The organism is Cellulophaga baltica (assembly GCF_018861125.1).
GTDB classification, from domain to species: Bacteria; Bacteroidota; Bacteroidia; order Flavobacteriales; family Flavobacteriaceae; genus Cellulophaga; species Cellulophaga baltica_A.
This window is the reverse complement of the sequence record NZ_JAHKQN010000029.1, coordinates 112,391-138,576: the sequence shown is the minus strand read 5'-3', so window position 1 is coordinate 138,576 and position 26,186 is coordinate 112,391. Positions and strand designations below refer to the sequence as shown.

The 26,186-nt window shown below is 31.0% G+C and carries 19 protein-coding genes; 12 read left to right on the top strand and 7 right to left on the bottom strand.

The window, feature by feature from the left end; all coding sequences use genetic code 11:
- Nucleotides 1-12: 12 nt before the first annotated feature.
- The 3 genes from KO500_RS14705 to KO500_RS14695 all read left to right on the top strand — a co-directional run bounded on the left by KO500_RS14705 (nt 13) and on the right by KO500_RS14695 (nt 4,371).
- Nucleotides 13-258, top strand: coding sequence for a FeoA family protein (locus KO500_RS14705; RefSeq protein WP_215957322.1), 246 nt, complete (start codon nt 13-15; stop codon nt 256-258).
- On the top strand, nt 255-2,492 hold the full coding sequence (gene feoB, locus KO500_RS14700) for a ferrous iron transport protein B (protein WP_215957321.1): 2,238 nt from the start codon (nt 255-257) through the stop codon (nt 2,490-2,492). The genes KO500_RS14705 and feoB overlap by 4 nt, the downstream gene beginning before the upstream one ends.
- Before the next feature lie 352 nt (nt 2,493-2,844).
- Nucleotides 2,845-4,371, top strand: a complete 1,527-nt coding sequence (locus KO500_RS14695; protein ID WP_215957320.1) for a carboxypeptidase-like regulatory domain-containing protein — start codon at nt 2,845-2,847, stop codon at nt 4,369-4,371.
- Here KO500_RS14695 and KO500_RS14690 read toward each other — a convergent pair whose 3' ends face one another.
- The gene (locus tag KO500_RS14690; protein ID WP_215957319.1) at nt 4,372-4,743 is read right to left on the bottom strand and encodes a DUF423 domain-containing protein; all 372 of its coding nucleotides are present in this window, start codon (nt 4,741-4,743) and stop codon (nt 4,372-4,374) included. It lies immediately after the preceding gene.
- Between the two features lie 146 nt (nt 4,744-4,889).
- Between KO500_RS14690 and KO500_RS14685 the strand changes: the two genes are divergently transcribed.
- The gene (locus tag KO500_RS14685) at nt 4,890-6,776 is read left to right on the top strand and encodes an outer membrane protein assembly factor BamB family protein (protein WP_215957318.1); all 1,887 of its coding nucleotides are present in this window, start codon (nt 4,890-4,892) and stop codon (nt 6,774-6,776) included.
- A gap of 425 nt (nt 6,777-7,201) precedes the next feature.
- On the opposite strand, the gene KO500_RS14680 is transcribed toward KO500_RS14685, so the two are convergent.
- The 4 genes from KO500_RS14680 to KO500_RS14665 form a co-directional block, all read right to left on the bottom strand.
- On the bottom strand, nt 7,202-7,612 hold the full coding sequence (locus KO500_RS14680; RefSeq protein ID WP_215957317.1) for a DUF2141 domain-containing protein: 411 nt from the start codon (nt 7,610-7,612) through the stop codon (nt 7,202-7,204).
- Between the two features lie 61 nt (nt 7,613-7,673).
- On the bottom strand, nt 7,674-8,495 hold the full coding sequence (locus KO500_RS14675) for a ZIP family metal transporter (protein WP_215957316.1): 822 nt from the start codon (nt 8,493-8,495) through the stop codon (nt 7,674-7,676).
- A 21-nt stretch (nt 8,496-8,516) separates the two neighbouring features.
- Nucleotides 8,517-10,403: an Nramp family divalent metal transporter gene (locus KO500_RS14670; RefSeq protein WP_215957315.1), complete on the bottom strand. Its 1,887-nt coding sequence runs from the start codon at nt 10,401-10,403 to the stop codon at nt 8,517-8,519.
- 30 nt (nt 10,404-10,433) lie between these two features.
- Nucleotides 10,434-11,087: a metal-dependent transcriptional regulator gene (locus tag KO500_RS14665; RefSeq protein ID WP_215957314.1), complete on the bottom strand. Its 654-nt coding sequence runs from the start codon at nt 11,085-11,087 to the stop codon at nt 10,434-10,436.
- Between the two features lie 118 nt (nt 11,088-11,205).
- Here KO500_RS14665 and KO500_RS14660 point away from each other — a divergent pair, with 118 nt between their 5' ends.
- The 3 genes from KO500_RS14660 (at nt 11,206) to KO500_RS14650 (ending at nt 15,696) form a co-directional block, all read left to right on the top strand.
- On the top strand, nt 11,206-13,488 hold the full coding sequence (locus KO500_RS14660) for a TonB-dependent receptor (RefSeq protein ID WP_215957313.1): 2,283 nt from the start codon (nt 11,206-11,208) through the stop codon (nt 13,486-13,488).
- A gap of 70 nt (nt 13,489-13,558) precedes the next feature.
- Nucleotides 13,559-14,554 (top strand): hypothetical protein, encoded by a 996-nt coding sequence (locus KO500_RS14655; protein WP_215957312.1) that lies wholly within the window; start codon nt 13,559-13,561, stop codon nt 14,552-14,554.
- A complete protein-coding gene (locus tag KO500_RS14650; protein ID WP_215957311.1) occupies nt 14,554-15,696 on the top strand; it encodes a lycopene cyclase family protein in 1,143 nt (380 codons plus the stop codon). The genes KO500_RS14655 and KO500_RS14650 overlap by 1 nt, the downstream gene beginning before the upstream one ends.
- Here KO500_RS14650 and KO500_RS14645 read toward each other — a convergent pair whose 3' ends face one another.
- Nucleotides 15,697-16,671, bottom strand: a complete 975-nt coding sequence (locus KO500_RS14645) for a polyprenyl synthetase family protein (protein WP_215957310.1) — start codon at nt 16,669-16,671, stop codon at nt 15,697-15,699. It abuts the gene before it with no gap.
- A gap of 142 nt (nt 16,672-16,813) precedes the next feature.
- Between KO500_RS14645 and KO500_RS14640 the strand changes: the two genes are divergently transcribed.
- Genes KO500_RS14640 through KO500_RS14625 form a run of 4 tightly spaced genes read left to right on the top strand, consistent with a single transcriptional unit; the run spans nt 16,814 to nt 23,471 of the window.
- Nucleotides 16,814-17,419: a TetR/AcrR family transcriptional regulator gene (locus KO500_RS14640; RefSeq protein ID WP_215957309.1), complete on the top strand. Its 606-nt coding sequence runs from the start codon at nt 16,814-16,816 to the stop codon at nt 17,417-17,419.
- Nucleotides 17,420-18,754, top strand: a complete 1,335-nt coding sequence (locus KO500_RS14635; RefSeq protein ID WP_215957308.1) for a TolC family protein — start codon at nt 17,420-17,422, stop codon at nt 18,752-18,754.
- 32 nt (nt 18,755-18,786) lie between these two features.
- Entirely contained in the window at nt 18,787-19,956 is a 1,170-nt protein-coding gene (locus KO500_RS14630) for an efflux RND transporter periplasmic adaptor subunit (RefSeq protein ID WP_215957307.1), read from the top strand.
- A gap of 17 nt (nt 19,957-19,973) precedes the next feature.
- Nucleotides 19,974-23,471, top strand: coding sequence for an efflux RND transporter permease subunit (locus KO500_RS14625; protein WP_215957306.1), 3,498 nt, complete (start codon nt 19,974-19,976; stop codon nt 23,469-23,471).
- Nucleotides 23,472-23,831: 360 nt separating this feature from the next.
- On the opposite strand, the gene KO500_RS14620 is transcribed toward KO500_RS14625, so the two are convergent.
- Nucleotides 23,832-24,179, bottom strand: coding sequence for a toxin-antitoxin system YwqK family antitoxin (locus KO500_RS14620; RefSeq protein ID WP_215957305.1), 348 nt, complete (start codon nt 24,177-24,179; stop codon nt 23,832-23,834).
- 245 nt (nt 24,180-24,424) lie between these two features.
- Here KO500_RS14620 and aspS point away from each other — a divergent pair, with 245 nt between their 5' ends.
- A complete protein-coding gene (aspS, locus tag KO500_RS14615; RefSeq protein WP_215957304.1) occupies nt 24,425-26,179 on the top strand; it encodes an aspartate--tRNA ligase in 1,755 nt (584 codons plus the stop codon).
- The last annotated feature ends 7 nt before the right edge of the window (nt 26,180-26,186 follow it).

Here is a 26,186-nt window from a genome sequence, read left to right as displayed (position 1 = left end):
TCTAAATAACAGTTGGTAAAAACAGTTGCAGAATTAAAACGAGGAGAGAAAGGGATTATCAAAGAATTTGCTGATGATATTTTACCTATTAAAATTTTAGAACTTGGTTGTTTACCAGGTAATAAAGTCGAACTTGTTTTGGTGGCACCTTTTAAAGACCCAATTTACATAAATGTAAACGGTTCACATATTGCGATACGTCGTTCAATGGCCAAATTGATTGAGCTAGAAATTATTGAAGACGCAAGCCTATTATGAGTAAGCAAATTAATGTAGCCCTTATTGGAAACCCGAATACGGGAAAAACATCTGTATTTAATCAACTTACTGGTTTAAATCAAAAAGTTGGTAATTACCCTGGTATAACTGTTGAAAAAAAGGAGGGTGTTTGTAAACTACCGCGTGGTCTTAAAGCACATATTATAGATTTACCCGGCACCTATAGTTTAAACACAACATCATTAGATGAAAGTGTTGCTGCAGAATTACTCTTAAATAAAAATGATAAAGACTTCCCAGACGTTGCTGTTGTTATAACAGATGTAGAGAATTTAAAAAGAAATTTACTTCTTTTCACTCAAATAAAGGATTTAAAAATTCCTACCATATTAGTTATTAATATGGCCGACAGAATGTCTAGAAAAGGAATTACTATTGATATTCCGTTACTTGAAGAAAAACTAGATACCAAAATTGCTTTAGTCAGTACTCGTAAGAAAACGGGAATTGAAAAGCTTAAAGAACTTATAATCGATTACAAAAGCCTGTCAACTAAACAAAATATTGACATGACGGTTATAGCTTCAGATTATTTTGATCGTTTAAAAAAGACGTTCCCTAAAGAAGACCTTTATAAGCTTTGGCTCGTAATCACACAAGATGTGAATTTTATGCCTATTCAGAAAAACTTGCAGGATACCGCAAGATCTTTTGAAACAAAGTCAAAATCTGAATTAAAGAAACTACAGCAAAAAGAAACTATTTTGAGATACCAATTTATTAATGGTATTCTTAAACAAACGCACAAAATAGATTTAAATGCTGCAAAAGGTCTAAGAGCAACATTAGATAAAATTTTGATGCATAAAGTATTTGGCTATGTTATTTTCTTTGCCATTTTGCTTTTAATATTTCAAGCAATTTATGACTGGAGTTCATATCCAATGGATTTTATTGAAAATACGTTTGCGTGGGCTGGGGAATGGGTAAAAGACACATTACCACCAGGTGTTTTTACCGATTTAATCGCTGAAGGTATACTAGCAGGTATTGGTGGGGTTGTTATATTTATACCACAAATTGCTTTCTTATTCTTTTTTATTGCTCTTTTAGAAGAGACCGGATATATGAGCCGTGTGGTTTTACTAATGGACCGCTTAATGCGACCATTTGGTTTGAGTGGTAAAAGTGTTGTTCCATTAATTTCGGGTACAGCATGTGCAATTCCTGCAATTATGGCTACGCGTACTATTGAAAACTGGAAAGAACGTTTAATTACGATTTTAGTTACTCCTTTTACAACATGTTCTGCTCGTTTGCCTGTTTACTTAATCATTATCACTTTAGTTATACCTAAAGGAAGTTTTTTTGGCTTTAGTTATCAAGCACTTACACTAATGCTTTTGTATTTACTAGGCTTTTTCACAGCTATACTATCTGCAATGGTTTTAAACAAGATTTTAAAATTCAAAAGCAAGTCTTACTTTGTGGTTGAAATGCCAAATTACAAGCTACCATTAATTAAGAATGTGGCATATACGGTAATAGAAAAAACAAAAAGTTTCATTTTTGGTGCCGGTAAAATAATATTAGCTATTTCAATAATTCTCTGGTTTTTAGGTTCTAATGGCTATTCTGATGATTTTCATAATGCAGATGATATTGTAAAAAATAGAATTGATAAAAAAGGTTTATCAGACTTTAATTCAGAAAACATTAAAAGTGAATTAGCATCATATAGTAAAGCTTTAAACGATAGTATTTCTAACGAAATTTATAAAATTAGTGCGCTAGCTGTACAAGATTCTATTTCTCAAAAACAAAAGGTACTTTATCATAATGCTATAGACCAAGAAATATCAAGTTACAGACTAGAAAACTCTTATATGGGTTATATGGGTAAAGCAATTACACCAATTGTAAAACCTTTAGGTTATGACTGGAAAATTGGTATAGCGGTGTTAACATCATTCGCAGCACGTGAAGTTTTTGTGGGTACACTTGCTACTATTTATAGTGTAGGTAGCGACGAAGAAGAAACTATCACCAATAGAATGGCAGCTGAAGTAAACCCAGCGACAAACAAACCGCTATTTAATTTAGCATCAGGTGTTTCCTTATTATTATTTTATGCCTTTGCTATGCAATGTGTAAGTACTTTAGCTATTGTTAAAAAAGAAACAAATACCTGGAAATGGCCTATTGCACAATTAGTATTTATGAGTGCATTTGCTTATATTGTTGCTTTAGCAGCATATCAAATATTAAAATAAAAGACTATGACACAAGAAGTTTTAATGTACATTACTTTATTTATAGCGCTTGGTTATATCATAAAAAAATTCTTTTTACCTAAAACGCTTTTTAGTTCAAAAAAGAACAAACAACACGGTTGTGGTTCATCAAATTGTGGTTGTAATTAAGTACTTATTAAATTTTATTTAAAAAAATTTATTACAAGACAACCTTTTTCCAATTTTCAACGTCTTATGAATTGAGACGCATATTCATCATATTTCATCTAAAAAAGTTAAAGTATTGATAAATAGGTCTTAACAAGAAACTAAAGATACTTGGTATTCCAAAATCCTGGGTTTTCTTGTTCAACAACTAAAACTCAATCTCATGACTCAAAAGATTACCACTACATTTCTAATTGTACTCACATTTGCAATTCACACAACGTTCTCACAAAATATAAATGCAAAAATTGTAGATTCAATTTCACAAAAACCTATTCCCTTTGCCACTATACAATGGTCAGTAGACAAAGGAATTATTACAAATGATGATGGTGAATTTAATTTAATCGTAGATAAGAATACACAACCTAAAGATTCAGTTTATATATCTTCGATGGGCTACACAACTCTTGGCAAAACTTTTGAACAGTTGACAGATAGCATTATATATTTATCACCAAATACCATAGCATTAAACAATGTAATTGTCTCTAATAAAAATTACACAGCTGAAGAGATAATAGATTTTGTAAAAGATAATATAGAGGGTAATTACAATAGAGCTTTTACTAAGAAAAGAATTTTTTTAAGACAACGGTATTATCAAAATATGCATAAAACAAATTATTCAGACCTAGAGTCTACCATTACAGCATTTAATAGTAGTTTTTTAGATAGTGTTATAGCAACTGTACCTAAAAGTGAAGAGCGCTACACAGAGTCTCTATTTGATCTTTATGGAAATTATGAAGATGAAAATCAAAAAATAGATTTAATTAAAGCTTCAGAACTTTACGATAAGAACAGTGAATTAGACGTAAAAAAATTGGAACAACGATTTAATAAAATTATCAAAGAAAACGTAAAAACAACTTCTTATTTTAAAGTAAAGTCTGGCATATTTGGTAGTAAAGTAGAATCAGGATTAATTACTTCTGAAAATGACTCTACAGATGTAGAGGCATTAAATAAAAAATTAGAAGAAGAACAAAAAAGAAAAGAAAATAGAAAACTTTATTTTGCGCAAAGCATAAAAAATGATGTGAGTAAAAAATTTGCAAACCTCTTTTTTATGGATAATACTAATCTAAACTTTATAACAAAATCGCGTAAATACGAATTCACCTTAATTGAATATGCATATTTAGGAAATACCCCTGTTTACGTAATAAATTTTAAACCCAAAAATAATGCTGACTACCAAGGTACTTTATATATAAACCCCGACGATTTTGCTGTTGTGAGAGTTGATTATGAAAATACACAGTCAATTAAAACCTTTAAATTGCTAGGTATATCAATGAACCAGTACTTAGCAAAAGGTAAAATTATTTTTTATAAAGATGCTAATAACAAATACAACTTACGTTATTTAGAACATGAAAACGGTAGTAAAGTTGGTATAAACAGACCTTTGAAAATTATTGAGAAAAATAAGGTTGTAAAAGGCAAAAACAAACAGAATGAGCTCTCTTTAAAAATGGATTTAGGTTTTACTGGCACCAATAAATATGAAATAGTTGTATTTGATACCGAGAAAAGCTCGCAAAATACATTTGATTCTTTTACCGAGAACAACACTATTTTACCTACCTATATGCCTAGCTATGATCCTGAATTCTGGAAAGGATATAATATTATTGAACCTAATACCGCTATTAAAACTTTTACCTCAAAAGAGACTAAGTAGTTATAGAAAGTGTACCAATAATAAAGCCCAACCTGCAACTAAAAACAAACCACCAAGTGGTGTTATAGGTCCTAAAATTTTAATTTTCTTGTTTTTAGAAGCGCTAATACAAAGCCCATAAATACTAAATGAAAATAAAAACACACCAATAATATAGCTGTAAACAATATAGTTTTGAATACTAGCTGATCCATCAAAATTAAAACCAACTACAAGTAATACAATTGCATGGTACATTTGATATTTTACGCCAGTTTCAAAACTTTGTAATTGCTCAACAGTAAATGTTTTTTTAAGCGCATGAGCACCAAATGCTCCAAAAACCACTGCTAACATACCATAAAGTGCTCCGAAAACTTGTGCTAGAATCATATAATACTTATTGTTTTAAACAAAGGTAAAAGATGATCTTAGATAACTAAACAAAAAATATAATAAATGAATAAAAATAAGGTTTAATATAAGTAACTTGTAAGGTATTTCCTTACATGAATAATCAATTAACTTAAAACCAAAACATGAAGTTAAAATTAATTCCCTTATCACTGTTCCTTATTACAGGATTATCATTTGGTCAACGAGAGCCAAATAAAACTCTAAACTTTGAGAGCAGAGTAGATGATTTGATTATCGTACCATTTAATGGAGTCGCTGTTGTTTCTGAAGGAGAAAATCTACATGGGTATAACCCTGCAGAAGATAAAATTATTTGGACAGTGGATGCCCCAAAAAGAACTGCTCTAAACGTTAGTGCTGAATTCTTAACAACTGGAGGTGTTAATGGTATTCCAATTGATTTTGTAGCTATTGAGGACACACCATTTGTTCAGAAATTTTTTGATGAACAACTGTATTTATACAACAGTATAACTGGGGAGCTTCTTTTTGCTCCACAAGGTAAAGAAAGGTATTTTCAAGCAGAATATTTATTCGATGAAAATGCACTTTTATTAAGAGGGTTAGACGATAAAAATTTAATTATTGCTAAATACTCCTTAAGTTCTAAAGAGATGCTTTGGAAAACTACAGTATCGACTACCTATGGAGCATTCATGCAATCTTTAGCAAAACTTTCAGGCAATGATGCTCAAGGCTTTAGAGACGTAATGGAGTATTCTGAAGATAAAATATTTGTATTAGTTAAATCTAAATTTTATGTTTTAAACAAATCTAATGGTTTACTACTTTGGAAAGATGAAGAAAACAAGATTACAGATTTCAGAACTTCATTAGATGGAAATAAATTAATTTCTGTTACAACAAAAGGCCTATTCGGAACAAAAAGTGAAATAGAACTTTATAACGCCGAAACAGGTGATAAAATTTGGAAAGACCCAATTAAAACAAAATATTTAGTTTTATTTGAAGATTGGCAAGATAAAATGCTTTTAGCTCATTATAAAGGATTTAATTTTTTCGATTATAAAACCGGCGAAAAAAGATGGAAAAAAGACCCTAAAGGAAAAGGGATTAAATCTGTAATTCCTATTGACAAAGACTTCTTATATGTTTATGATGATGAGATGATGTTAATTGATAAAAATGGAGAAAAATTATGGAGAAATGATGTTAAAATTTGCGATGATGAAGAAGACCCTATTTTCTTCTTAGAAAAAACAAATAACAATAGAGTACTATATGTAACTGCTACATATGCGAATATGGTTGATTATACTACTGGAAAGAAAATCTGGAAAGGAAATCTTAAGTTAAACGAAAAAAGACCAACTTTTGCTAAATATGATGATAAGTCAGGTGATTTTATAGTATTTAATGATGAAGAGTTATATCGTTTTAACCAAAATAGTGAAGAAAAGCCTAAACCCTATGCTAAATTGAAATTGAAAAATGAAAAATTAATTTCTAGTTTAGAAATTTTCCCAAACAATGTATCAATATCAGGTGATAGAGAAGTTGTTGGGGTTGATAATTCTGGAACAGTACTTTTTCATAACAAATATACACAACCAGGTGAGTTTGGCAGAAGATTATTAAAAACTACAGCAATTTTAGGACAAGTAGCAGGAAGTGTTGCAGCAGCTGAAGTTACCATAGGCTCAAGATATAAAGATAGTGAAGGTAATACTGTGGATAATAGATCTAGACATGCTCTTTTTGGCGAAAAAACCCAAGCAATAGGAAAGGCTGGTTTTCTTGCTGGTGCAATAGGTCAAACTTTCGTGCAAAATCGATTTTTGGCTATGCAAGAGACTGATAACTATAGCTTAATTTTTGCTAAAGGTGAAACAGGAGAAAAGCTTTTAATAAAAGTGAATAAAGAAACCGGAGAAGAGCTTGATAAAATTACTTTAGAAAATAACAAGCCTATTTATGATGTAGACTATGTATCTGATGATATATACTACAGTAAAGGTAAAGAGGTTCGAATTTTTAAAGGAAAATAATAAAACGTAAAGTTTTAGAAAAAAAAAGGAATGTAAATAATTACATTCCTTTTTTTTATTTTATTTAAAATCGTAAACAATACCTAGTTGAAAAACGTTCAAGAAAAAATTTTCAATTGTAAACATTTCAAAAGAAAATTTAATAATTGTAAAGTCTTTTACACAGTAGCTTAAATTAACAATATAACGTTCAAAATTGTCGCTTCTTCTATTTGAATTATCTCTTTTGCTGATTATTTTCAGTATCTTCAATTATAAATTCCACATTGCTTTCAGCTAAATCTTAACTTCCGCTACAGTTTGATAAAATTAAAAGTGAAATTCAAAAAAAATTAAATAATCCCATAGTCAATCAAATTGATATTTTACATATATATCTTTTGATACATATTGATTAAAAGCCTTTTGCTTAAAAAAATGAGAGGTTATTTAATACTTACTTCCACAAGTGTATCTTGATCTACAACAAATGAACACTCGTCAAAACTTGGAGCACTAAATGTTTTCAATTTACCGTAAGAAAAACCAAGAGATTCTTTAGGGATACCTATAAAATTTGTATCTAACTTATCATTCGAATTTTCATCATGAAAAACGGCTATCGCGTAAGTACCAAAAGGAACTTCCAAGAACTCTAATTTTGTAATTCCTAAGTTTGCCTTTTCTTTTCCAGATTTAAATACCGTATCAAATTTAAGAAAGCCCTTTTCTTTATTATAAAGTGCGACACAAACATTGCCCTCACCAGTTTTTACATTATTAACCTCAACACTTATTTTGTGTTGAGCTTGCAATAAAATTGGAAAAAATAGCAAGCATAAAATAACAAATCTCATAAAATACGTTTTCTTTTGAATAACAAAAGTCTTGCCGAAAATAAGCTAATTAAATTAGTTTTTATCCTAAACCAACATCTAAGGTCATCATTACAATAAAACCTCCAATAAAGCCCAAAACAGCAATATCAGAATGCTTGTCTTGTTGCGTTTCTGGTATTACTTCTTCAACTACAACAAAAATCATTGCTCCTGCAGCAAATGCTAACGCATAAGGTAAAATTGGTTGAAAAGCTATTACTGCCCAAGCACCTATAACTGCTGCAATTGGCTCAACTAAAGCTGACGCCTGTCCGTACATAAAACTTTTTCTTCTACTCAAACCTTGTCTACGTAAAGGCATAGCTACAGCAAATCCTTCAGGAAAATTCTGTAAACCAATACCTAAAGCTAGTGCAACAGCACCACCAATACTTGCGCCATCAAAACCAGCTGCAACACCACCAAACAAAACACCTACCGCCAAACCTTCAGGTATATTATGTAATGTAATTGCTAATGTTAATAAGGTAGTTTTATGCCAAGGTGTTTTAATACCTTCTTTTTCACTTTCTTTAAAATTGATATGTAAATGCGGTAATACTTTATCTAAACCAAAAAGAAACAATGCTCCTAATAAAAATCCAACGGCAGCTGGAATCACTTTTTCAAAACCCTCTCCAGGACTCATTTCAATCCCTGGCGCTAATAAACTCCAAAAACTAGCTGCAACCATAACGCCTCCTGTAAAACCTAACATACCATCTAAAACTGATCTGTTCATTGTTTTGAAGAAAAATACTAGAGCAGCACCTAAAGCTGTTAGTGCCCAAGTAAAAACAGTAGCATAAAATGCCGCCAAAACTGGGTCAATTGATTCGAAGTATGAGATTACTTGTTCCATTCTTTATTTTTAATTTTTTAATTAAACGATTAATACAGGTATATCTACATCATGCCTTACAGTATCTACTGTCGTGCCAAACAAAATATCTTTAAATAATTTATGTCCATGTGCACCCATGATTAGCAGGTCAAAATCACCTTGATTCACTACGATAGATATTTTCTTTTTTGGACTCCCAAAAGCTAATGAAATTGAAATGCTGTACCCCATTTCAATTAATTTCTTTTTATATTCTTCTAAATAAACACGATCACTTAAGGTTTCAAAATCATAAGCATTATTACCGTGAACTAATGAACCTGCTGTTTCTACAACATGAATTAAATTATAGGTTGCTGTTTTACCTCCTAAATTTAAAGCTGCTGCTATTGACTTTTTATCACTGGTTGAAAAATCAACTGCAACTGCAATATTTCTATATTTAACTTCTTCAATATTTTCGTTTATAAAAAGCTGTCCAATATGAGGAACATGTTGTACTTTTTTTACTGTTTTACTCAGTAATGGTTTAAAAATAATATAAAAAAGCAAAACCAAAGCACCCACAGCAATAGGAACCACAAATACCCAAATATAAATTGGATGTTCACTACTAACTAACCAATTTGCCATCTCATCATAAACCAATTTTCCATTTAAAGTCACAATTATAAGTGCCACAACCCACGATGCAATTTTTGTAATGTTACTGATTGTAAAATCGCCCATTTTTTTCTTATCACTTACAAAGTGAATTAACGGAATTATTGCAAAACCAAGCTGTAAACTTAAAACTACCTGACTTAAAATTAAAAGTTCACCTGTAGCTCTTTCACCAAAATAAATAACGGTTACTAATGCAGGCGCAATTGCAATAACTCTAGTCACAACCCTACGAACCCAAGGTTGAATTCTCAAATTTAGATAACCTTCCATTACAATTTGCCCAGCCAACGTACCTGTTACAGTACTGCTCTGCCCTGCTGCAATTAAAGCCAAAGCAAATAATACCCCCGCCCATTTTGACCCTAATAATGGCTCCAGCAAACGGTGCGCATCTTGAATTTCAGCAACTTCAAACATTCCATTTTTATAAAATGTAGCCGCAGCCAAAATTAGAATAGCAGCATTTACAAAAAAAGCAAGATTTAGGGCTATTGTAGCATCAATAAAATTGTATTTAATAGCCTGTTTAATTCCCTTTTTAGTTTTTTCAAACTTTCTGGTTTGCACTAATGATGAATGTAAATATAAGTTATGAGGCATCACCGTTGCACCTATAATTCCGATAGCAATATACAAAGCAGCGTTGTTAGGCATTGTAGGCACTAAACCAATAATCATTTCTCCAACATCAGGTTTAGCAAATAATACTTCTATAAAAAAAGAACCTCCAATTATCGCTATTAATGAGATAATAAAAGCTTCCATTTTACGAATACCTTTATTAATTAAAAATAGCAATAAAAAAGTATCTAAAACTGTTATACAAACACCCCAAATTAAAGGCATGCCAAATAAAAGTTGTAAACCAATTGCCATACCAATTACCTCTGCTAAATCACAGGCCGCAATTGCAATTTCAGCAAAAACATATAAAATAAAATTAACTGGTTTTGAATATGTTTCTCTTGATGCTTGTGCCAAATCTTTACCTTGAACAATACCAAGCCTAGCACTTAAACTCTGTAATAATAATGCCATAATATTTGACATTAATAAAACCCATAACAACTGATACCCAAATTGACTACCACCCGCCAAATCGGTTGCCCAATTTCCAGGATCCATATAGCCAACGCTAATTAAATATGCAGGACCAAAAAAAGCTGCAATTTTTTTCCATAAAGAAGTATTTTGAGTCACTTTAACAGACTCATTTACCTCTTCAAGAGAACGCTTATTATTCGTGTTTTCTTCTTTCATTTTAAATGAATGAATTGAAAGAGTATTTTATCAATCGCATCTAACATATAAATTAGACCCTATTTGATGTGATATTAAAATAGATTTATCATTAATATTAATATGCAATGAACCATCAAAATCTTCTTTATCAAGCACCGTTATTTTATCGCCTAAAGCAATACCATGTTTATCTAAAAATTTTAAAAATGGTGCTGAAGAATCTTTAACTCCAACACAAATTCCTGATTGGTTTACTTTTAGTTCATTTAACAACATTTTGGTGGTTTTAGTCAAAACGCCACTTTTAGAAGGGATTGGGTCACCGTGTGGATCAAATTTTGGGAAACCTAAATGTTTGTCCAAGCTATCAATTAATTTTTCACTTTTAATATGTTCTAGTTGTTCAGCAATTTCATGAACTTCATCCCATGAAAAATCTAACTTATCCACTAAAAAAACTTCCCACAAACGGTGTTTCCTAACAATCGAAAGCGCTTTTCCTATACCAGATTCTGTTAAACTAACACCTTGGTACTTTTTATATGACACATATTCTTTTTCTGATAATTTACGAATCATATCAGTCACTGATGAAGGTTTGGTTTCCATCTGCTCTGCTATAGCATTTGTAGCCACTCTTTCATTACCACTTGTACCCAAATGATATATCGCTTTTATATAATCTTCTTCAGAATGTGTCATTAAAAAAATTTACACAAAAGTACATTTTTATTTCAAACTCAAAAATATATTTCTTCAGTTTAAAATATATTTTTAGATTTGTCTAAAAATTATGTCAACAAACATTTAAATTTAAATAATGCCTCTCCTAAAAACAATTACAGTAGTACTATTTTCAATACTCTCTATGAGTAGTTTTGCGCAACAATCAAAAGTCTCAGGAACTATTCTTGAAAAAAATAAACCGGTTCCGTTTGCAAATATTTTGATTTCTGGTACCACAGTAGGTACTTCATCAAACGAAAATGGAGAATTTACTTTGAATATAAAACCAGGCTCGTACACCTTAAAAATATCAGCTGTTGGTTATAACTCTTCATCTAAATCAATTGTAGTTACTGAAAGTAATACTTCAAACCTTATCATTAATCTTTCAGCAAAATCTGAAGAATTAGAAGAAATGGTAGTTACAGGAACTCTTAAAGCTGTTAGTCGATCAGAAAGTCCAGTTCCTGTAGAAGTGTACAGTCCTACTTTTTTAAAGCAAAACCCAACTTCAAATATTTTTGAAGCATTACAAAATGTAAATGGTGTGCGCCCTCAAATAAACTGTAATGTTTGTAATACGGGTGATATTCATATTAATGGACTTGAAGGTCCATATACTTTAGTTTTAATTGATGGAATGCCAATTGTGAGTGGTTTAAGTACAGTATATGGCTTATCGGGCATACCAAATTCATTAATTGAACAGATTGAAATTATCAAAGGTCCTGCTTCTAGTTTGTACGGTAGTGAAGCAGTTGGCGGATTAATAAATATAATTACTAAAAACACTTTACAAGCACCAACTTTTTCAATTGATGGCTTTGCAACGGGTTGGGGTGAATATAATCTTGATGCCGGTGGTAAAATTAGTGTTGGTAAAAAAGCTGATGTATTGTTAGGGGTTAACTACTTTAACTTTAATAATACTATTGACAATAATGATGATAATTTTACAGATTTAACCCTACAAGATCGTATTTCTGTTTTCCAAAAATGGAATTTTCAGCGTAATGAAAACAGAATTTTTTCATTAGCCGGTCGATTTTTCTACGAAGATCGTTGGGGTGGCGAATTACAATGGACACCTGAATACCGTGGTGGAAATGAAATTTATGGTGAAAGTATTTACACTACTAGATATGAACTTTTAGGAAAGTATCAATTACCTGTAAAAGAAAAAATGATACTTTCATTTTCTTATACAGACCATGACCAAAACTCGGTATATGGTGATACTGAATATTTAGCAAAACAACGTATTGGATTTTCTCAATTAACTTGGGATTTTACTAAAAATAACCATGATATTCTTATTGGATCTGCATTACGTTACAATTATTATGATGATAACACCACAGCAACTGCTAATGATGATGGCGGTAATGACCCAGACAAAGTTGTAATACCAAGTTTGTTTGTACAGGATGAGATTTCATTCAACGATAAACATTCATTATTACTTGGTATGCGTTACGATTATGACAACCGCCACGGATCAATATATACACCAAGGTTGGCTTACCGATGGAAAATTAATGATAATGATATATTAAGATTGAATGCAGGAACTGGTTTTCGTGTAGTAAATATTTTTACAGAAGAACATGCTGCTTTAACAGGTGCTAGAGATGTTCTTATTGAAGAAGAACTTGATCCTGAACAGTCATTTAATATTAATCTTAACTATTTAAAAAAGATATATTCTGATAATGGAACATATGTAAATTTAGATTTTTCTGCTTTTTACACCTACTTTAGCAATGCCATAATCCCTGATTATGATACGGACCCGAATTTAATTATTTATGATAATTTAGATGGTCACGCAGTATCTCAAGGTATTAGTGGTAATATAGACATGGTTTTTAATAACGGATTAAAAATACTTTTAGGTGCTACATTACAAGATGTTACTAACACAGAAGATGGTGTAAAAGAAAAACAAATACTTACCGAAAATTTCTCAGGTACTTGGAATGTTTCTTATGATATAAAAAGTATTAATTTAAGTATTGATTACACGGGTAATATCTACGGACCTATGCGCTTACCGTTATTAAGTGACTTAGACCCTAGAAGTGAATATTCACCAACATGGAGTATTCAAAACATACAGTTTACCTATAAAGGCATTGATAGGTTTGAGTTTTACGGTGGTGTAAAAAACCTTTTAAATTGGACTCCAAATAAAGGGAACCCATTTTTGATTGCCCGTGCAGATGACCCTTTTGATGAAAATGTAGACTTCGATGATAACGGAAATGCTTTGGTTACCGATGATAACCCTTATGGTTTAACATTTGACCCAACCTATGTATATGCACCAAATCAAGGTATTAGAGCTTTTGCTGGTTTAAGGTATAGAATAGATTAATAACCATGTAGGTTTCTTATTATCACTTACCGATAGTTTAAATTGGTATATTTGAAAAAAATAGATGATAATGAAACCTACATTTTACCTGTTTATCTTTTTAATTGCATTTAGCTTAAAAGCCCAAACTACAAATTCAGAAATAATTACCCTTACTTCAAATGAAGAGAAAGAAATTCTGATTCCCGCTTTTTTAAATGATACAATTCAAATAACAGTATCGCCCTACAAAAGCAAAAAAGCTAAAAAAAACACTTTCTTATTTTACAAATACCCGAGTAAATTATTATTAAAGAATGAAGAAGCTAAGTCATTTGAACATACTTTTACAATTACTGCTGATGGCATTTACAAATTAGTTTTAAAGAATGAGAATTCTAAAACATTTGATTATTCCGTTAACTATACTGTAACTTCAACAAGAAAAAAGAAACCTAAAATAGGATATAAAGTTCAGAGAGACACTACATATGGTCCGGAAGTTGAGCAGTTAGTTGATCATATCATGTTAGAAACTAAAACTATTCAGAATGAAAAATACTATTTAAACAGCACATCAAATGCGCTTTTAAAAGGTGGTAAAAACCGAATTATTGTGCCTGTAAACTTACCATCAAAAACTAAAGAGTGGTATTACGTTTTTAGTGCATCAAGAGAAGAAAAAGATATAAATAACACCCTTTCAACATTTAATTTAGCATCACAACTTACTAAATTTATAAAAGAAGATGAAGGTATGCAAGGTGCGGTAAGTAATTTAAGTCCGCCACCAGGTGCAAATATTTGCGATATTTATGTGATTAATGATGATAAAAATGCCAACTTATTTAAAGAAAAAGAAGATTTTGCTTCAAACTTAAATGGTTCACGTGAAAATTTTAAATCTGGTATCGTTACTGTTTCCGATGTTTCAAAAAGTTATTTAGGCATCAGAAATCCAGATAATTTATATGGTATTCATATTGCAATTGAAATTATTGCGGTTGTTGAAAATACCGAAAAAATAAAAGAGCTAGTTAATATCCCTATTATTACAAGTTACGAAGTGCCTTACTTAATTGAATAATGCCAAATTACGATTATATAATTATTGGTGCAGGCTTAGCTGGTTTACTACTAGCTGATACCTTGGGTAAAGACCCCTATTTTAAAGATAAATCTATTCTACTTTTAGATAAGGATGCTAAACAAACCAATAACCGAACTTGGTGTTTTTGGGAGCAAAATAATGATGATTTTAATACCATTATTTCTAAAAAATGGGATAGTATTCGATTTACTGGCAAACGAATAAATCAGACCTACCCCATTGCACCTTATTCTTATAAAATGGTTCGTGGTATTGATTTTTATAACAGCTACTTTGAGCGGATTTCGAATTACAAGAACATCTGCTTTTTGCAAGAAGAAGTATTAAATATTGAAGATAATACTTCTGAAGTTTCTGTAAAAACAGCAAAAAACACATTTACTGCCTGTAAAATTTTTAATAGTTTTTACGATATATCACAAGTAAAAAAACAAAAACAACACCCTGTTTTACAACAACATTTTATTGGTTGGGTGATTAAAACTGAGCAAAATATTTTTGATGATAATACAGCTACTTTTATGGATTTTTCTATTCCACAAAAAGGAAATACGCGTTTTATGTATCTGTTACCTTTATCTAAGCATGAGGCTTTAATTGAATATACATTGTTCTCGGAAAATTTATTAAAAAAAGAAGAATATGAAATTGCTATTAAAAGCTATTTAAAAGAAAATCTCAATATTGACAATTACACAATTGTTGAAAAAGAGCGTGGTAGCATACCCATGACATGTTATGATTTTTCAAAAAATAACACAGAAAATATAATGCATATTGGAACCGCTGGAGGTTTTACAAAAGCAAGTACTGGGTATACTTTTAAAAACACTACTAAAAAAATTAATCTTTTAATTCAGAATTTAAAAGAAGAAAAGTCTTTTAGAAAATTTTATAAGAAAGATAAATTTTGGTTTTATGATCTGTTGCTTTTAGATATTTTAGAAAGCAATAATGAATTAGGACAATCAATTTTTGAAGCTTTATTCAAAAACAGGAGCCCGAAATTAATCTTCAAATTTTTAGATGAAGAGACTAATCTTTGGGAAGATGTGAAATTTATTAGCGCACTTTCACCACTCCCCTTTTTAAAAGCTTTATTTAAAAGAGTTTTTTAATTACACTTCACGTTGCATTAAACCTTCACCAAAGGTACGAAGCATCATTTTCTTATCTTCAGAAATAGTTAGATCATCTAGTACTTCAAAAGCTTTTTTGGTATAAAGTTTAATTTCTTTTTTAGTTTCTTTAGCAGCACCACTTTCAATAAAAATACTTTTTACAGTTTCAATTTTATGAGTTGTATCATTAGGTTGAATAGAAAATAAATGTTCCAACTCTTTAGTTTCCGAAACCTCAGAAAACTCCAATGCTTTTAAATATAAAAACGTTTTCTTGTTCTCAATAATATCGCCTCCAACTTGCTTTCCAAAAGTTTCTGGATTTCCAAAAGCATCTAAGTAATCATCTTGTAATTGAAACGCAATACCCAAATAGCGTCCAAAATCGTAAATATTATTTTGCTCTTTTTCTGATACGTTTGCGATAATAGCACCCATTTTCATAGCTGCACCAACTAAAACTGCAGTTTTATATTCAATCATTTTTAAATACTCAGGTATCGAAACATCATCACGAGTTTCAAAATCAACATCATATTGTTGTCCTTCACAAACTTCAATAGCTGTTTTACTAAACAATTGTGCTAAACCTCTAAAAATATGACCATCATAATTTTCAAAAAGTTGATATGCATTTATCAACATAGCATCACCAGAAAGAATTCCAGTATTTATATCCCATTTTTCATGCACTGTACTTTTCCCTCTACGTAATGGAGCATCATCCATAATATCATCATGTACTAATGAAAAATTATGAAAAACCTCAACAGCCAAAGCTGCATCTAATGCTTTTTTATAATCTGTATTAAAAATTTCAGCAGTCATTAAAGTTAGTACAGGACGTAAACGTTTCCCTCCTAAACCTAAAATATAAACTATAGGCTCATATAAGTTTTTAGGTTCTTTAAGCTTTATTTTTTTTTCTAAATAAGTAATAAACTCATTTCTGAAAACTTCAATCGACTGCATGCTAACATTTTTTTTCAAAAATACGTTAAACGTTGGAATATTTACATAACATCAATTGAAGTAAAAAATATGTAAATAAATTGTAAATACTTAAGAAACTTTTTTTGTTTTTAAAGTTTCCTTACTATGTTTGCAACTTGTTATGAAAGAGAGAATTTTAGAAAAAGCAACAGAAATGTTTTTAACGTTAGGTTTTAAAAGCGTAACAATGGACGATTTAGCTAATGAAATGGGTATCTCGAAAAAAACCATTTATGCAAATTTTGAAAATAAAACCAAGTTAATAGAAGAAAGTACCTTAAGTTTATTTTACACAATATCTACTGGTATTAATGGTATTTGTAAAACAGAAAAAAATCCGATTGAAGAACTTTTAGAAATTAAAAAGTTTGTAATGAGTCAATTGAAAAATGAAAAATCATCACCACAATACCAGCTACAAAAATATTACCCAAAAATTTATGCTTCATTAAAGCAAAAACAATATGAAGCAATGCAAGACTGTACCATAAACAATATAAAAAAAGGCATTGAATTAGGTATTTACCGAAAAAATATAGATGTAGAATTTATTTCAAGAATTTATTTTTTAGGAGCAAGTAGTATTAAAGACAATACACTTTTCCCAAGTGAAATGTTTTCTTTAAAAAAAATACAAGATGAATATTTAGAATACCACATTAGAGGAATTGTGACCCCTGAAGGAAGAAAAATATTAAACAAACTTATCAATTCAAATCACGAATAAATGAAAAACAACTTATTAATTGCACTTACAACATTTTGGTTTACCGTGAGTTTTTCTCAAGAGAAATCAAATAGTTATAGCTTAGAAGAAGCCATTAATTATGCCCTTGAGCATAGTTATTCTGCTATAAATGCAGATAGAGATATTTTAGATGCACAAAAACAAAAATGGGAAACTATTGCTGGAGGATTGCCACAAATTAATGGAGCTGTAAGCTACCAAAATCAGATAAAACAAGTCGAAAGTTTAATACCTGCTGAATTTTTCGGTGGAGAAGAAGGCACATACACAGCTGTGATTTTCTCTCCGCAACATACCATGAACCCATCAGTAACACTTTCACAACAAATTTTTGACGGTTCATATATTGTAGGCATACAAGCTGCAAAAACTTTTTTAAAGTATAGCGAAAACAATACGGAAAAAACAAAATTAGATATTAGAAAATCTGTTGTTGAAGTTTATGGCAATGTGCTTTTAGCAGATGAAAGCATAAAAATAGTAGAAAAAAATATCGCTGCTATTGAGAAGAACCTTTTTGAAACAAAAGAAATGTTTGAAAATGGACTAGCAGAAGAAGAAAATTACGAACAGTTACAAATAACACTAACTTCTCTTGAAAACCAGTATAATAACGTAATACGCTTAAAAGAAATTACATTACAAATGTTAAACCTAACTATGGGTATTTCTACAGATTCTCCGACAGTGTTGACCGATGATCTTGAAAGTTTAGCAAATAGTCAAACTAATTTAGCATTAACTGATACTAATTTTGATATCAATAATAATATAGATTACAAATTGGCATTAAATTTAAACGAGCAACGTGCTTTAGAATTAAAACTTCAAAAAAGTAAAGCATTACCAACATTAAATGCTTATGTAAATTACGGTGCAAATTCATACAACGAAGATTTCGGTTATTTTGGTAGTGAAGCTGACTGGTACGATTACTCTATTATAGGTGTCGATTTAAACATTCCAATATTTAGCTCATTAAAAAGAAGTGCAAGTACCCAAAGAGCTAAAATTGCTTTAGAAAAAGCAAAAACACAATTAATTGAAGCTGAACAGCAAATTAATCTTCAATTAGAAAAAGCTAAAAGCGACTACATACTTGCAATTGAGCAATACGACAACAATAAAAATAATTTAAAATTAGCAGAACGTATTGAACACAAAAATCAAATAAAATATGCTGAAGGAATCGCAAGTAGTTTTGAACTAAGGCAAGCTCAAACACAACTTTATGATGCTCAAAACACCTACTTACAATCAATGGTAGATTTAATTAATTCTAAAACAGAATTAGAAAACGTATTAAATAACTAACACAATATTCATAATCAACAGCAAAAAATAAGATGAAAAATATATACATTATAGCTACAACTGCTTTGATATTTATATCATGCGGAGGAAACAAAAAGAAAACCGTTGAAGATGTAATTGCAACTGAAAACGTAACTACTATTAGAGAAAAACGCACTGAGCTTGCTGAAGAGCAAGAAACAATAAACAACAAATTAAAGCAACTTGATGAAGCGTTGTTACAATACGACACCATTAAAAAAGTACCTTTAATTACAACTTTTACTGCTGAAACAGCAGTTTTTAATCATTACTTAGAGCTACAAGGTAATGTTACTACAAAAGACCTTTTAGTAATTACACCAGAATATAACGGAATATTAACCGGCTTATATGTAAAAGAAGGGCAACGTGTAAGTAAGGGACAAGCATTGGGTAAAATTGATGATGGCGGATTAACACAACAGTTATCGCAACTACAAATACAAGCTGAATTAGCAAAAACAACTTATGAGCGTCAAAAACGTTTATGGGACCAAAAAATTGGAAGTGAAATTCAATTTTTACAAGCTAAATCTACTTACGAAGCTCAAACAAGAGGTATTGAACAATTAGAAAAACAAATTTCAAAAACAGTAATTAAAGCACCTTTCTCTGGTACTATTGATGATGTAATAACAGAAAAGGGAAGTGTTGTTGCCGCTGGTCAAACACAGTTAATGCGTATTGTTAACTTAAACGATATGTATATTGAAACTGATGTTCCTGAAAGCTATATACCTTATGTAACGAAAGGGAAAAATGTAGAAGTTGATTTCCCTGTTCTAGGTAAACAAATTTCTACAAAAATTCGTCAAGCTGGTAATTTTATAAATCCTGCAAACAGAACTTTTAAAGTTGAAGTTGGCATACCTAATAAAGACAAAACAATTAAGCCAAACCTAACTGCAAAGCTTAAAATTAATGATTACACTAGTGAAAGTGCAATTTTAATTCCACAAAGTATCGTTTCTGAAAATGCTGAAGGAGAACAGTACATTTATGTAGTTACAGATAAAAAAACGAATGATGAAGGCGTAGCTAAAAAAGTAGTTATTAAAACTGGAAAAACACAAGGTGATGTTATTGAAGTGTTAGAAGGTGTTAAAAATGATGATGAAATAATTAGTGAAGGTGCACGTAGTGTTGAAAACGGGCAAGCAGTTAAAGTTATCAACCTTTAATTTTTAAAAAACAACCAATGACTGATAAAAAAAATAAAAAAGAAGTCGATAAGGAGTTCAAGTGGTCATCATGGGCTATAAACAATAAAACGACCATGTACGTTCTTATTTTAGTCATATTTTACCTTGGTATCGCTGCGTTTTTCAACATGCCAAGAGAAGATTTTCCAGAAGTAAACGAAACTAAAATATACGTAAGTTCTATTTTTCCTGGTAATACGGCTGAAGATATTGAAAAGCTTATTACCGACCCCTTAGAAGATCAATTAAAAACGGTAAGTAATGTGGTTGAAATTACCTCAACTTCACAAGAAGATTACGGTATTTTAATTGTAGAATTTGATGAGAATATTACTGTCGAAGAAGCAAAACAAAAGGTAAAAGACGAAATTGACTCTGAAACCTCGGGTGAAGATTGGCCAACTTTTAATGGGGCAAAAGTTGAACCAGAAGTTTTTGAATTAAGTTTATCTGAAGAAATTGCAATTTTAAATATTAATATTTCTGGTGATTATCCAATTGAAAAGTTAAAAGAATATGGTGAATATCTCCAAGATGAAATAGAGAATATACTTGAAATTAAGAAGGTAGATATTCGTGGTGCTCAAGAAAAAGAAGTTGAAGTTGCTGTGGATATTTATAAGATGATGGCTTCTCAAGTTACCTTTAACGACATCATCAACACGATTAATAATGGGAATGTAACCATGTCTGCTGGTAACTTAATTGCAAGTGGTCAAAGACGTACCATTCGTATTATTGGTGAAATTGATAAACCATCTGAACTAGAAAACTTTGTAGTAAAAGCTGAAAATGGTAAAGCAATATACTTAAAAGATGTTGCAAAAGTAAAGTTTAAAGAAGAAGAAAAAACTACATACGCAAGAGAATATGGTGAACCTGTTGTAATGCTTGATGTAAAAAAGCGTGCAGGTACAAACATGGTAGCTGCAGTTGATCAAATTAGAGTTATTGTTGATAATGCAATTGAAAAAGAATTTCCTAGAGATTTAAAAGTTACCATAGCTAACGATCAATCGTCAGTAACTATTGGTAAAGTTGATGACTTAGTTAACAATATCATCTTCGGGGTCATATTGGTTGTTACCGTACTTATGTTCTTTTTAGGGTTTAAAAATGCCATTTTTGTTGGTTTTGCCATTCCAATGTCAATGTTCATGTCACTAATGATATTAGGGTTTTTAGGGCATAGTTTAAATACTATGGTATTATTCGGACTTATTATGGGTCTGGGGATGTTGGTGGATAACGGAATCGTTGTTGTAGAAAATGTCTACAGACTTATGGATGAAGAAGGCATGAGCCGTTTTGAAGCTGCTAAAAATGGTATCGGTGAGATTGCTTTCCCAATTATCATTTCAACAGCTACAACAGTTGCTGCTTTCGTACCGTTAGGTTTATGGCCTGGTATAATGGGTGAGTTTATGGTTATTTTACCCATAACACTTTCCGTTGTTTTAGGCTCATCATTATTTGTTGCTATTTTCTTTAATTCGGTATTAGTTTCTCAGTTTATGAGCGTTAACGATAAAGATATGCCACTTAAACAAATTATTAAAACAACTGCAATAATGGCGGTTATCGGAATTTTAATAATCATATTTGGTGGTTCATATAGAGGTTTAGGCTCTTTAATGGTGTTTACTGCTGTTATGCTTTGGGTTTATCGAATGTTTTTACGCAAATGGGCAAATTCTTTTCAGACAAAAACTCTGGTTAAATTAGAGAATTGGTACGAACGTCAATTAAGAAGTGCATTGTCAGGTAAAAAACCAGTTTTGTTAACGATTGGAACTTTTGCTTTATTAATACTTTCTTTTATTGGTTTTGGAATCTCATTAGGTACTCAACGAACAAAAGTTGAGTTTTTCCCTGACAATAAACCAAATCAAATTATCGTCTACATTGAATACCCTGAAGGTACTGATATTGCAAAGACAAATGCAATTACAGAGCAAATTGAAAAACGCGTATATACTGTAGTAAATAATGAAGAGTATAGAGATGGTGATTATAATTTTTTAGTTGAAAGTGCCGTATCACAAGTTGGTGAAGGTGCCGGAAACCCAAATACCGATGGTGGTTCTTCAGCAGAAATGCCTCACAAAGCGAAAATAACCGCTACAATGCGTGAGTATAAATTCCGTAAAGGAAAAGATAGTGAGTTATTACGCCAAAGAGTACAAGAAGCCCTTGTAGGTATTTACCCTGGTGTATTAATATCTGTTGAGAAAGATGCTGCTGGTCCACCTGCAGGTTCTCCAATTAATATTGAAATACAAGGTGATGATTATGTAGAGTTAATTACTACTGCTGAAAAAATGAGAAAATTCATCAACACCAAAAATATAGCTGGTATTGATGAGTTAAAAATAGATGTTAATAAAGATAAGCCTACAATGCTTGTTCAAATTGACAGAGAAAAAGCAGGGGAATTGGGTATTAGTGCCGCACAGGTTGGTACACAATTACGTAATTCAATTTTTGGTTCAAAAGCTGGTATCTATAAAGAAGATGGTGATGATTATGATGTTTATGTTCGTTTTAATAAAAATGATCGTTATAATACAAGTGCTTTATTTAATCAAAATATTACATTTAGAAACACAGTTGGTCAGTTAATAACTGTACCACTATCATCAGTTGCAAAACAAAGCAACAGTTCGGGTTTCAGCGCTATTAAACATAAAGACACAAAACGTGTTGTAACGGTTTATTCTGCAATGTCTCCTGGGCATACAGATGCAGGTGCAATTGTTGCTGAAATTCAAAATGAAATGAAAAATTTTGAAGAAACACCTGAAGGAGTCGTTATTGATTATACGGGCCAGATTGAAGAACAAAACAAACAAATGGCCTTTTTGGTGGGAGCCTTTTTTACGGGGTTAGGCTTAATATTCTTTATATTAATATTCCAGTTCAACTCAGTATCTAAACCAACAATCATAATGATTGCAATCTTTTTAAGTTTTATTGGTGTATTTGGTGGAATTGTAATTTCAGGTAGTGCCTTTGTTATTATGATGACAATGGTTGGTATAATATCACTTGCCGGAATTGTTGTAAATAATGGTGTGGTTTTACTAGATTATGCACAATTACTTATTGATAGAAAAAAGAATGATCTTGATTTAGAAGAAGATGATTATTTGACCGAAGATGATTTATTCGAAAGTATTGTGAAAGCAGGTAAGGCACGTTTACGTCCCGTACTGCTAACTGCAATTACTACAATTTTGGGTCTTATTCCATTAGCAATCGGACTTAACATAAACTTCTTTACATTATTTGGTGAGTTTGATGCTAATATTTATATGGGTGGTGATAACGTTGTTTTTTGGGGACCATTAGCATGGACCGTAATTTACGGATTGCTAATTGCGACCTTCTTAACTTTAATTCTTGTACCTGTATTATTCTTTTTAATAATGAGATTTAAAATGTGGTTAAGAGTTAAATTTTCTAAAGACACAGAGGCTACTATTGTAGAGTAATAGCTTACTTTAAAAACCTAAAAACCCTCTCAATTTTACTATTGAGAGGGTTTTTTAATACTAGTAATTACCAATTATTAATAACCTTTTTTATAATTGGAATAAACATCAATACAGACCAAGTGGTTTAAACTGAATGTTTGTATAAAAACTGTAAAATTTAAGTGACCGTTATTTTACCAATCATAATCGGTAAAACGCAACTATCTGAAAGCGTTCAATTATAACAAAAGGTTTTGTAAACCAAATAGTCTGTTTTACCACAGCATAAAAACCTCAACAAAACATAATTTTTAAATAAATAACACAAAAAACCCGATGATTGCTCATCGGGTTTAAATATTTTTTTTTAAAATAACCTTAGTTAATAACCAAAGCTTCTTTTCCTTCGTGTTGTTCAACACTTACAATTTGACTATTTTCAAAATCTACTTCTTGAATTGTTTCACCTTTAAAGAAAAACCACTTTCCTGTTTTTTTTCCCTTAGCATATTCTCCCGTAGCAATTTTTTTACCTGCTTGGTCAAACATGTTCCACTCTCCGTTTAGCTTCCCTTTTAAAAATTCACCAGTTTGTGCAATTTGACCATTTTCATGATAATATGTTGCAATAACTTTATCTCCTTCTTTTGTAAATGTTGGCTCTGTGTCTTGTGCTGATATTGCAACTGTCATAAACAATGCAATAAAAAATGTAATTGTTTTCATGTATATATATTTTTAAAATTAGACTTCTTCTATTTACCTTAACGTAACAAATATACATTTTATTTTACTTTAAAGACACATTTACATAACATTAAATTTACATTAAAACTTTAATTATTTAAAAATCAACATTTTAACAATTATTGAATGCTTATAAATTAGATAAAATACCTTTAAAAACAGTTCTAATAAATTCAATTAAATTAAAGATACTTACTAAATTTGCCCCTAAATAAATATTTAGCATGTACAGAAGTCATACTTGTGGCGATTTAAGAGTAGCACACAATAATCAAGAAGTAATTTTATCAGGTTGGGTACAAGGTATTCGTGACAAAGGTTTTATGATCTATGTTGATTTAAGAGACCGTTATGGAATTACACAATTATATTTTGATGAAGAAAGTACTCCTAAAGACATTATAACGAAAGCCCAAAAGCTTGGTCGTGAATTTGTTGTACAAGTAAAAGGTAAAGTTGTTGAACGTGCTTCAAAAAACCCAAACATACCAACTGGTGATATTGAGGTTTTAGTTACTGAACTTACCGTTTTAAATAATGCACAAGTTCCTCCATTCACAATTGAAGATAAAACTGATGGTGGTGAAGATATAAGAATGAAATATCGTTATTTAGATATTCGTAGAAACCCTGTAAAAAACAATCTGATTTTCAGGCATAAAGTTGCGATGGAAGTTCGTAAGTTTTTATCTGATGGTGGATTTATAGAAGTTGAAACGCCATACTTGATAAAATCTACACCTGAAGGTGCAAGAGATTTTGTTGTACCAAGCCGTATGAATGAGGGTCAATTTTATGCATTGCCACAATCACCTCAAACTTTTAAGCAATTGCTTATGGTTGGTGGTATGGATAAATATTTCCAGATTGTAAAATGTTTTAGAGATGAAGATTTACGTGCCGATAGACAGCCAGAATTTACACAGATTGATTGTGAAATGGCTTTTGTTGAGCAAGAAGATATTTTAAATGTTTTTGAAAACTTAACAAAGCACTTATTAAAAGAAATTAATGGTGTTGAGATTGAAAACTTCCCAAGAATGACTTATGATGATGCTATGCGAAAGTATGGTAATGATAAGCCTGATATTCGTTTTGGAATGGAGTTTGGCGAATTAAACGAAGTTGCTCAACATAAAGAATTTGGAGTTTTTAATGATGCCGAACTAGTAGTTGGTATCGCTGTACCAGGCGCTGCTAGTTATACTAGAAAAGAATTGGATGCTTTAGTAAACTGGGTGAAAAGACCACAAGTTGGTGCTAAAGGGATGGTTTACGCTAAATGTAATGAAGATGGTAGTTTTAAATCTACAGTAGATAAATTCTACGATCAAGATGATATTGCAAACTGGGCGAAAATTACTGGTTCAAAACCAGGAGATTTAATTTGTGTACTTTCTGGTGATGCTAATAAAACCAGAGCACAACTTAGTGCTTTACGTATGGAATTAGCAGAACGTTTAAACCTAAGAAACCCTAAGGAGTTTGCTCCGTTATGGGTAATTGATTTCCCTTTATTAGAATTAGATGAAGAAACAGGTCATTACCATGCAATGCACCACCCATTTACTTCACCTAAGCCTGGTCAATTAGAGTTACTAGACACTGATCCAGGTGCTGTAAAGGCAAATGCTTATGATTTAGTCTTAAACGGAAATGAAATAGGTGGTGGTTCTATTCGTATTCATGACAAAGAAATGCAAGCAACGATGTTTAAACATTTAGGCTTTACACCCGAAGAAGCAAAAGCTCAATTTGGCTTTTTAATGGATGCATTTCAATATGGTGCACCACCACACGGTGGTTTAGCATTTGGTTTAGATAGGTTAGTATCAATATTAGGCGGTCAAGAAACTATTAGAGACTTTATTGCATTCCCAAAAAATAATAGCGGTAGAGATGTAATGATTGATGCCCCTGCATTTATTGATGATGATCAATTAAAAGAACTAAGCTTAAAATTAAACATACAAGAATAAAAAACAA

What these genes read in the sequence shown, in the direction of transcription:
- feoB (WP_215957321.1), top strand. Translation starts at nt 255, where the DNA reads ATGAGTAAGCAAATTAATGTAGCCCTTATTGGAAACCCGAATACGGGA.
- KO500_RS14695 (WP_215957320.1), top strand. Translation starts at nt 2,845, where the DNA reads ATGACTCAAAAGATTACCACTACATTTCTAATTGTACTCACATTTGCA.
- KO500_RS14690 (WP_215957319.1), bottom strand. Translation starts at nt 4,743, where the DNA reads ATGATTCTAGCACAAGTTTTCGGAGCACTTTATGGTATGTTAGCAGTG.
- KO500_RS14685 (WP_215957318.1), top strand. Translation starts at nt 4,890, where the DNA reads ATGAAGTTAAAATTAATTCCCTTATCACTGTTCCTTATTACAGGATTA.
- KO500_RS14680 (WP_215957317.1), bottom strand. Translation starts at nt 7,612, where the DNA reads ATGAGATTTGTTATTTTATGCTTGCTATTTTTTCCAATTTTATTGCAA.
- KO500_RS14675 (WP_215957316.1), bottom strand. Translation starts at nt 8,495, where the DNA reads ATGGAACAAGTAATCTCATACTTCGAATCAATTGACCCAGTTTTGGCG.
- KO500_RS14670 (WP_215957315.1), bottom strand. Translation starts at nt 10,403, where the DNA reads ATGAAAGAAGAAAACACGAATAATAAGCGTTCTCTTGAAGAGGTAAAT.
- KO500_RS14665 (WP_215957314.1), bottom strand. Translation starts at nt 11,087, where the DNA reads ATGACACATTCTGAAGAAGATTATATAAAAGCGATATATCATTTGGGT.
- KO500_RS14660 (WP_215957313.1), top strand. Translation starts at nt 11,206, where the DNA reads ATGCCTCTCCTAAAAACAATTACAGTAGTACTATTTTCAATACTCTCT.
- KO500_RS14655 (WP_215957312.1), top strand. Translation starts at nt 13,559, where the DNA reads ATGAAACCTACATTTTACCTGTTTATCTTTTTAATTGCATTTAGCTTA.
- KO500_RS14650 (WP_215957311.1), top strand. Translation starts at nt 14,554, where the DNA reads ATGCCAAATTACGATTATATAATTATTGGTGCAGGCTTAGCTGGTTTA.
- KO500_RS14645 (WP_215957310.1), bottom strand. Translation starts at nt 16,671, where the DNA reads ATGCAGTCGATTGAAGTTTTCAGAAATGAGTTTATTACTTATTTAGAA.
- KO500_RS14640 (WP_215957309.1), top strand. Translation starts at nt 16,814, where the DNA reads ATGAAAGAGAGAATTTTAGAAAAAGCAACAGAAATGTTTTTAACGTTA.
- KO500_RS14635 (WP_215957308.1), top strand. Translation starts at nt 17,420, where the DNA reads ATGAAAAACAACTTATTAATTGCACTTACAACATTTTGGTTTACCGTG.
- KO500_RS14630 (WP_215957307.1), top strand. Translation starts at nt 18,787, where the DNA reads ATGAAAAATATATACATTATAGCTACAACTGCTTTGATATTTATATCA.
- KO500_RS14625 (WP_215957306.1), top strand. Translation starts at nt 19,974, where the DNA reads ATGACTGATAAAAAAAATAAAAAAGAAGTCGATAAGGAGTTCAAGTGG.
- KO500_RS14620 (WP_215957305.1), bottom strand. Translation starts at nt 24,179, where the DNA reads ATGAAAACAATTACATTTTTTATTGCATTGTTTATGACAGTTGCAATA.
- aspS (WP_215957304.1), top strand. Translation starts at nt 24,425, where the DNA reads ATGTACAGAAGTCATACTTGTGGCGATTTAAGAGTAGCACACAATAAT.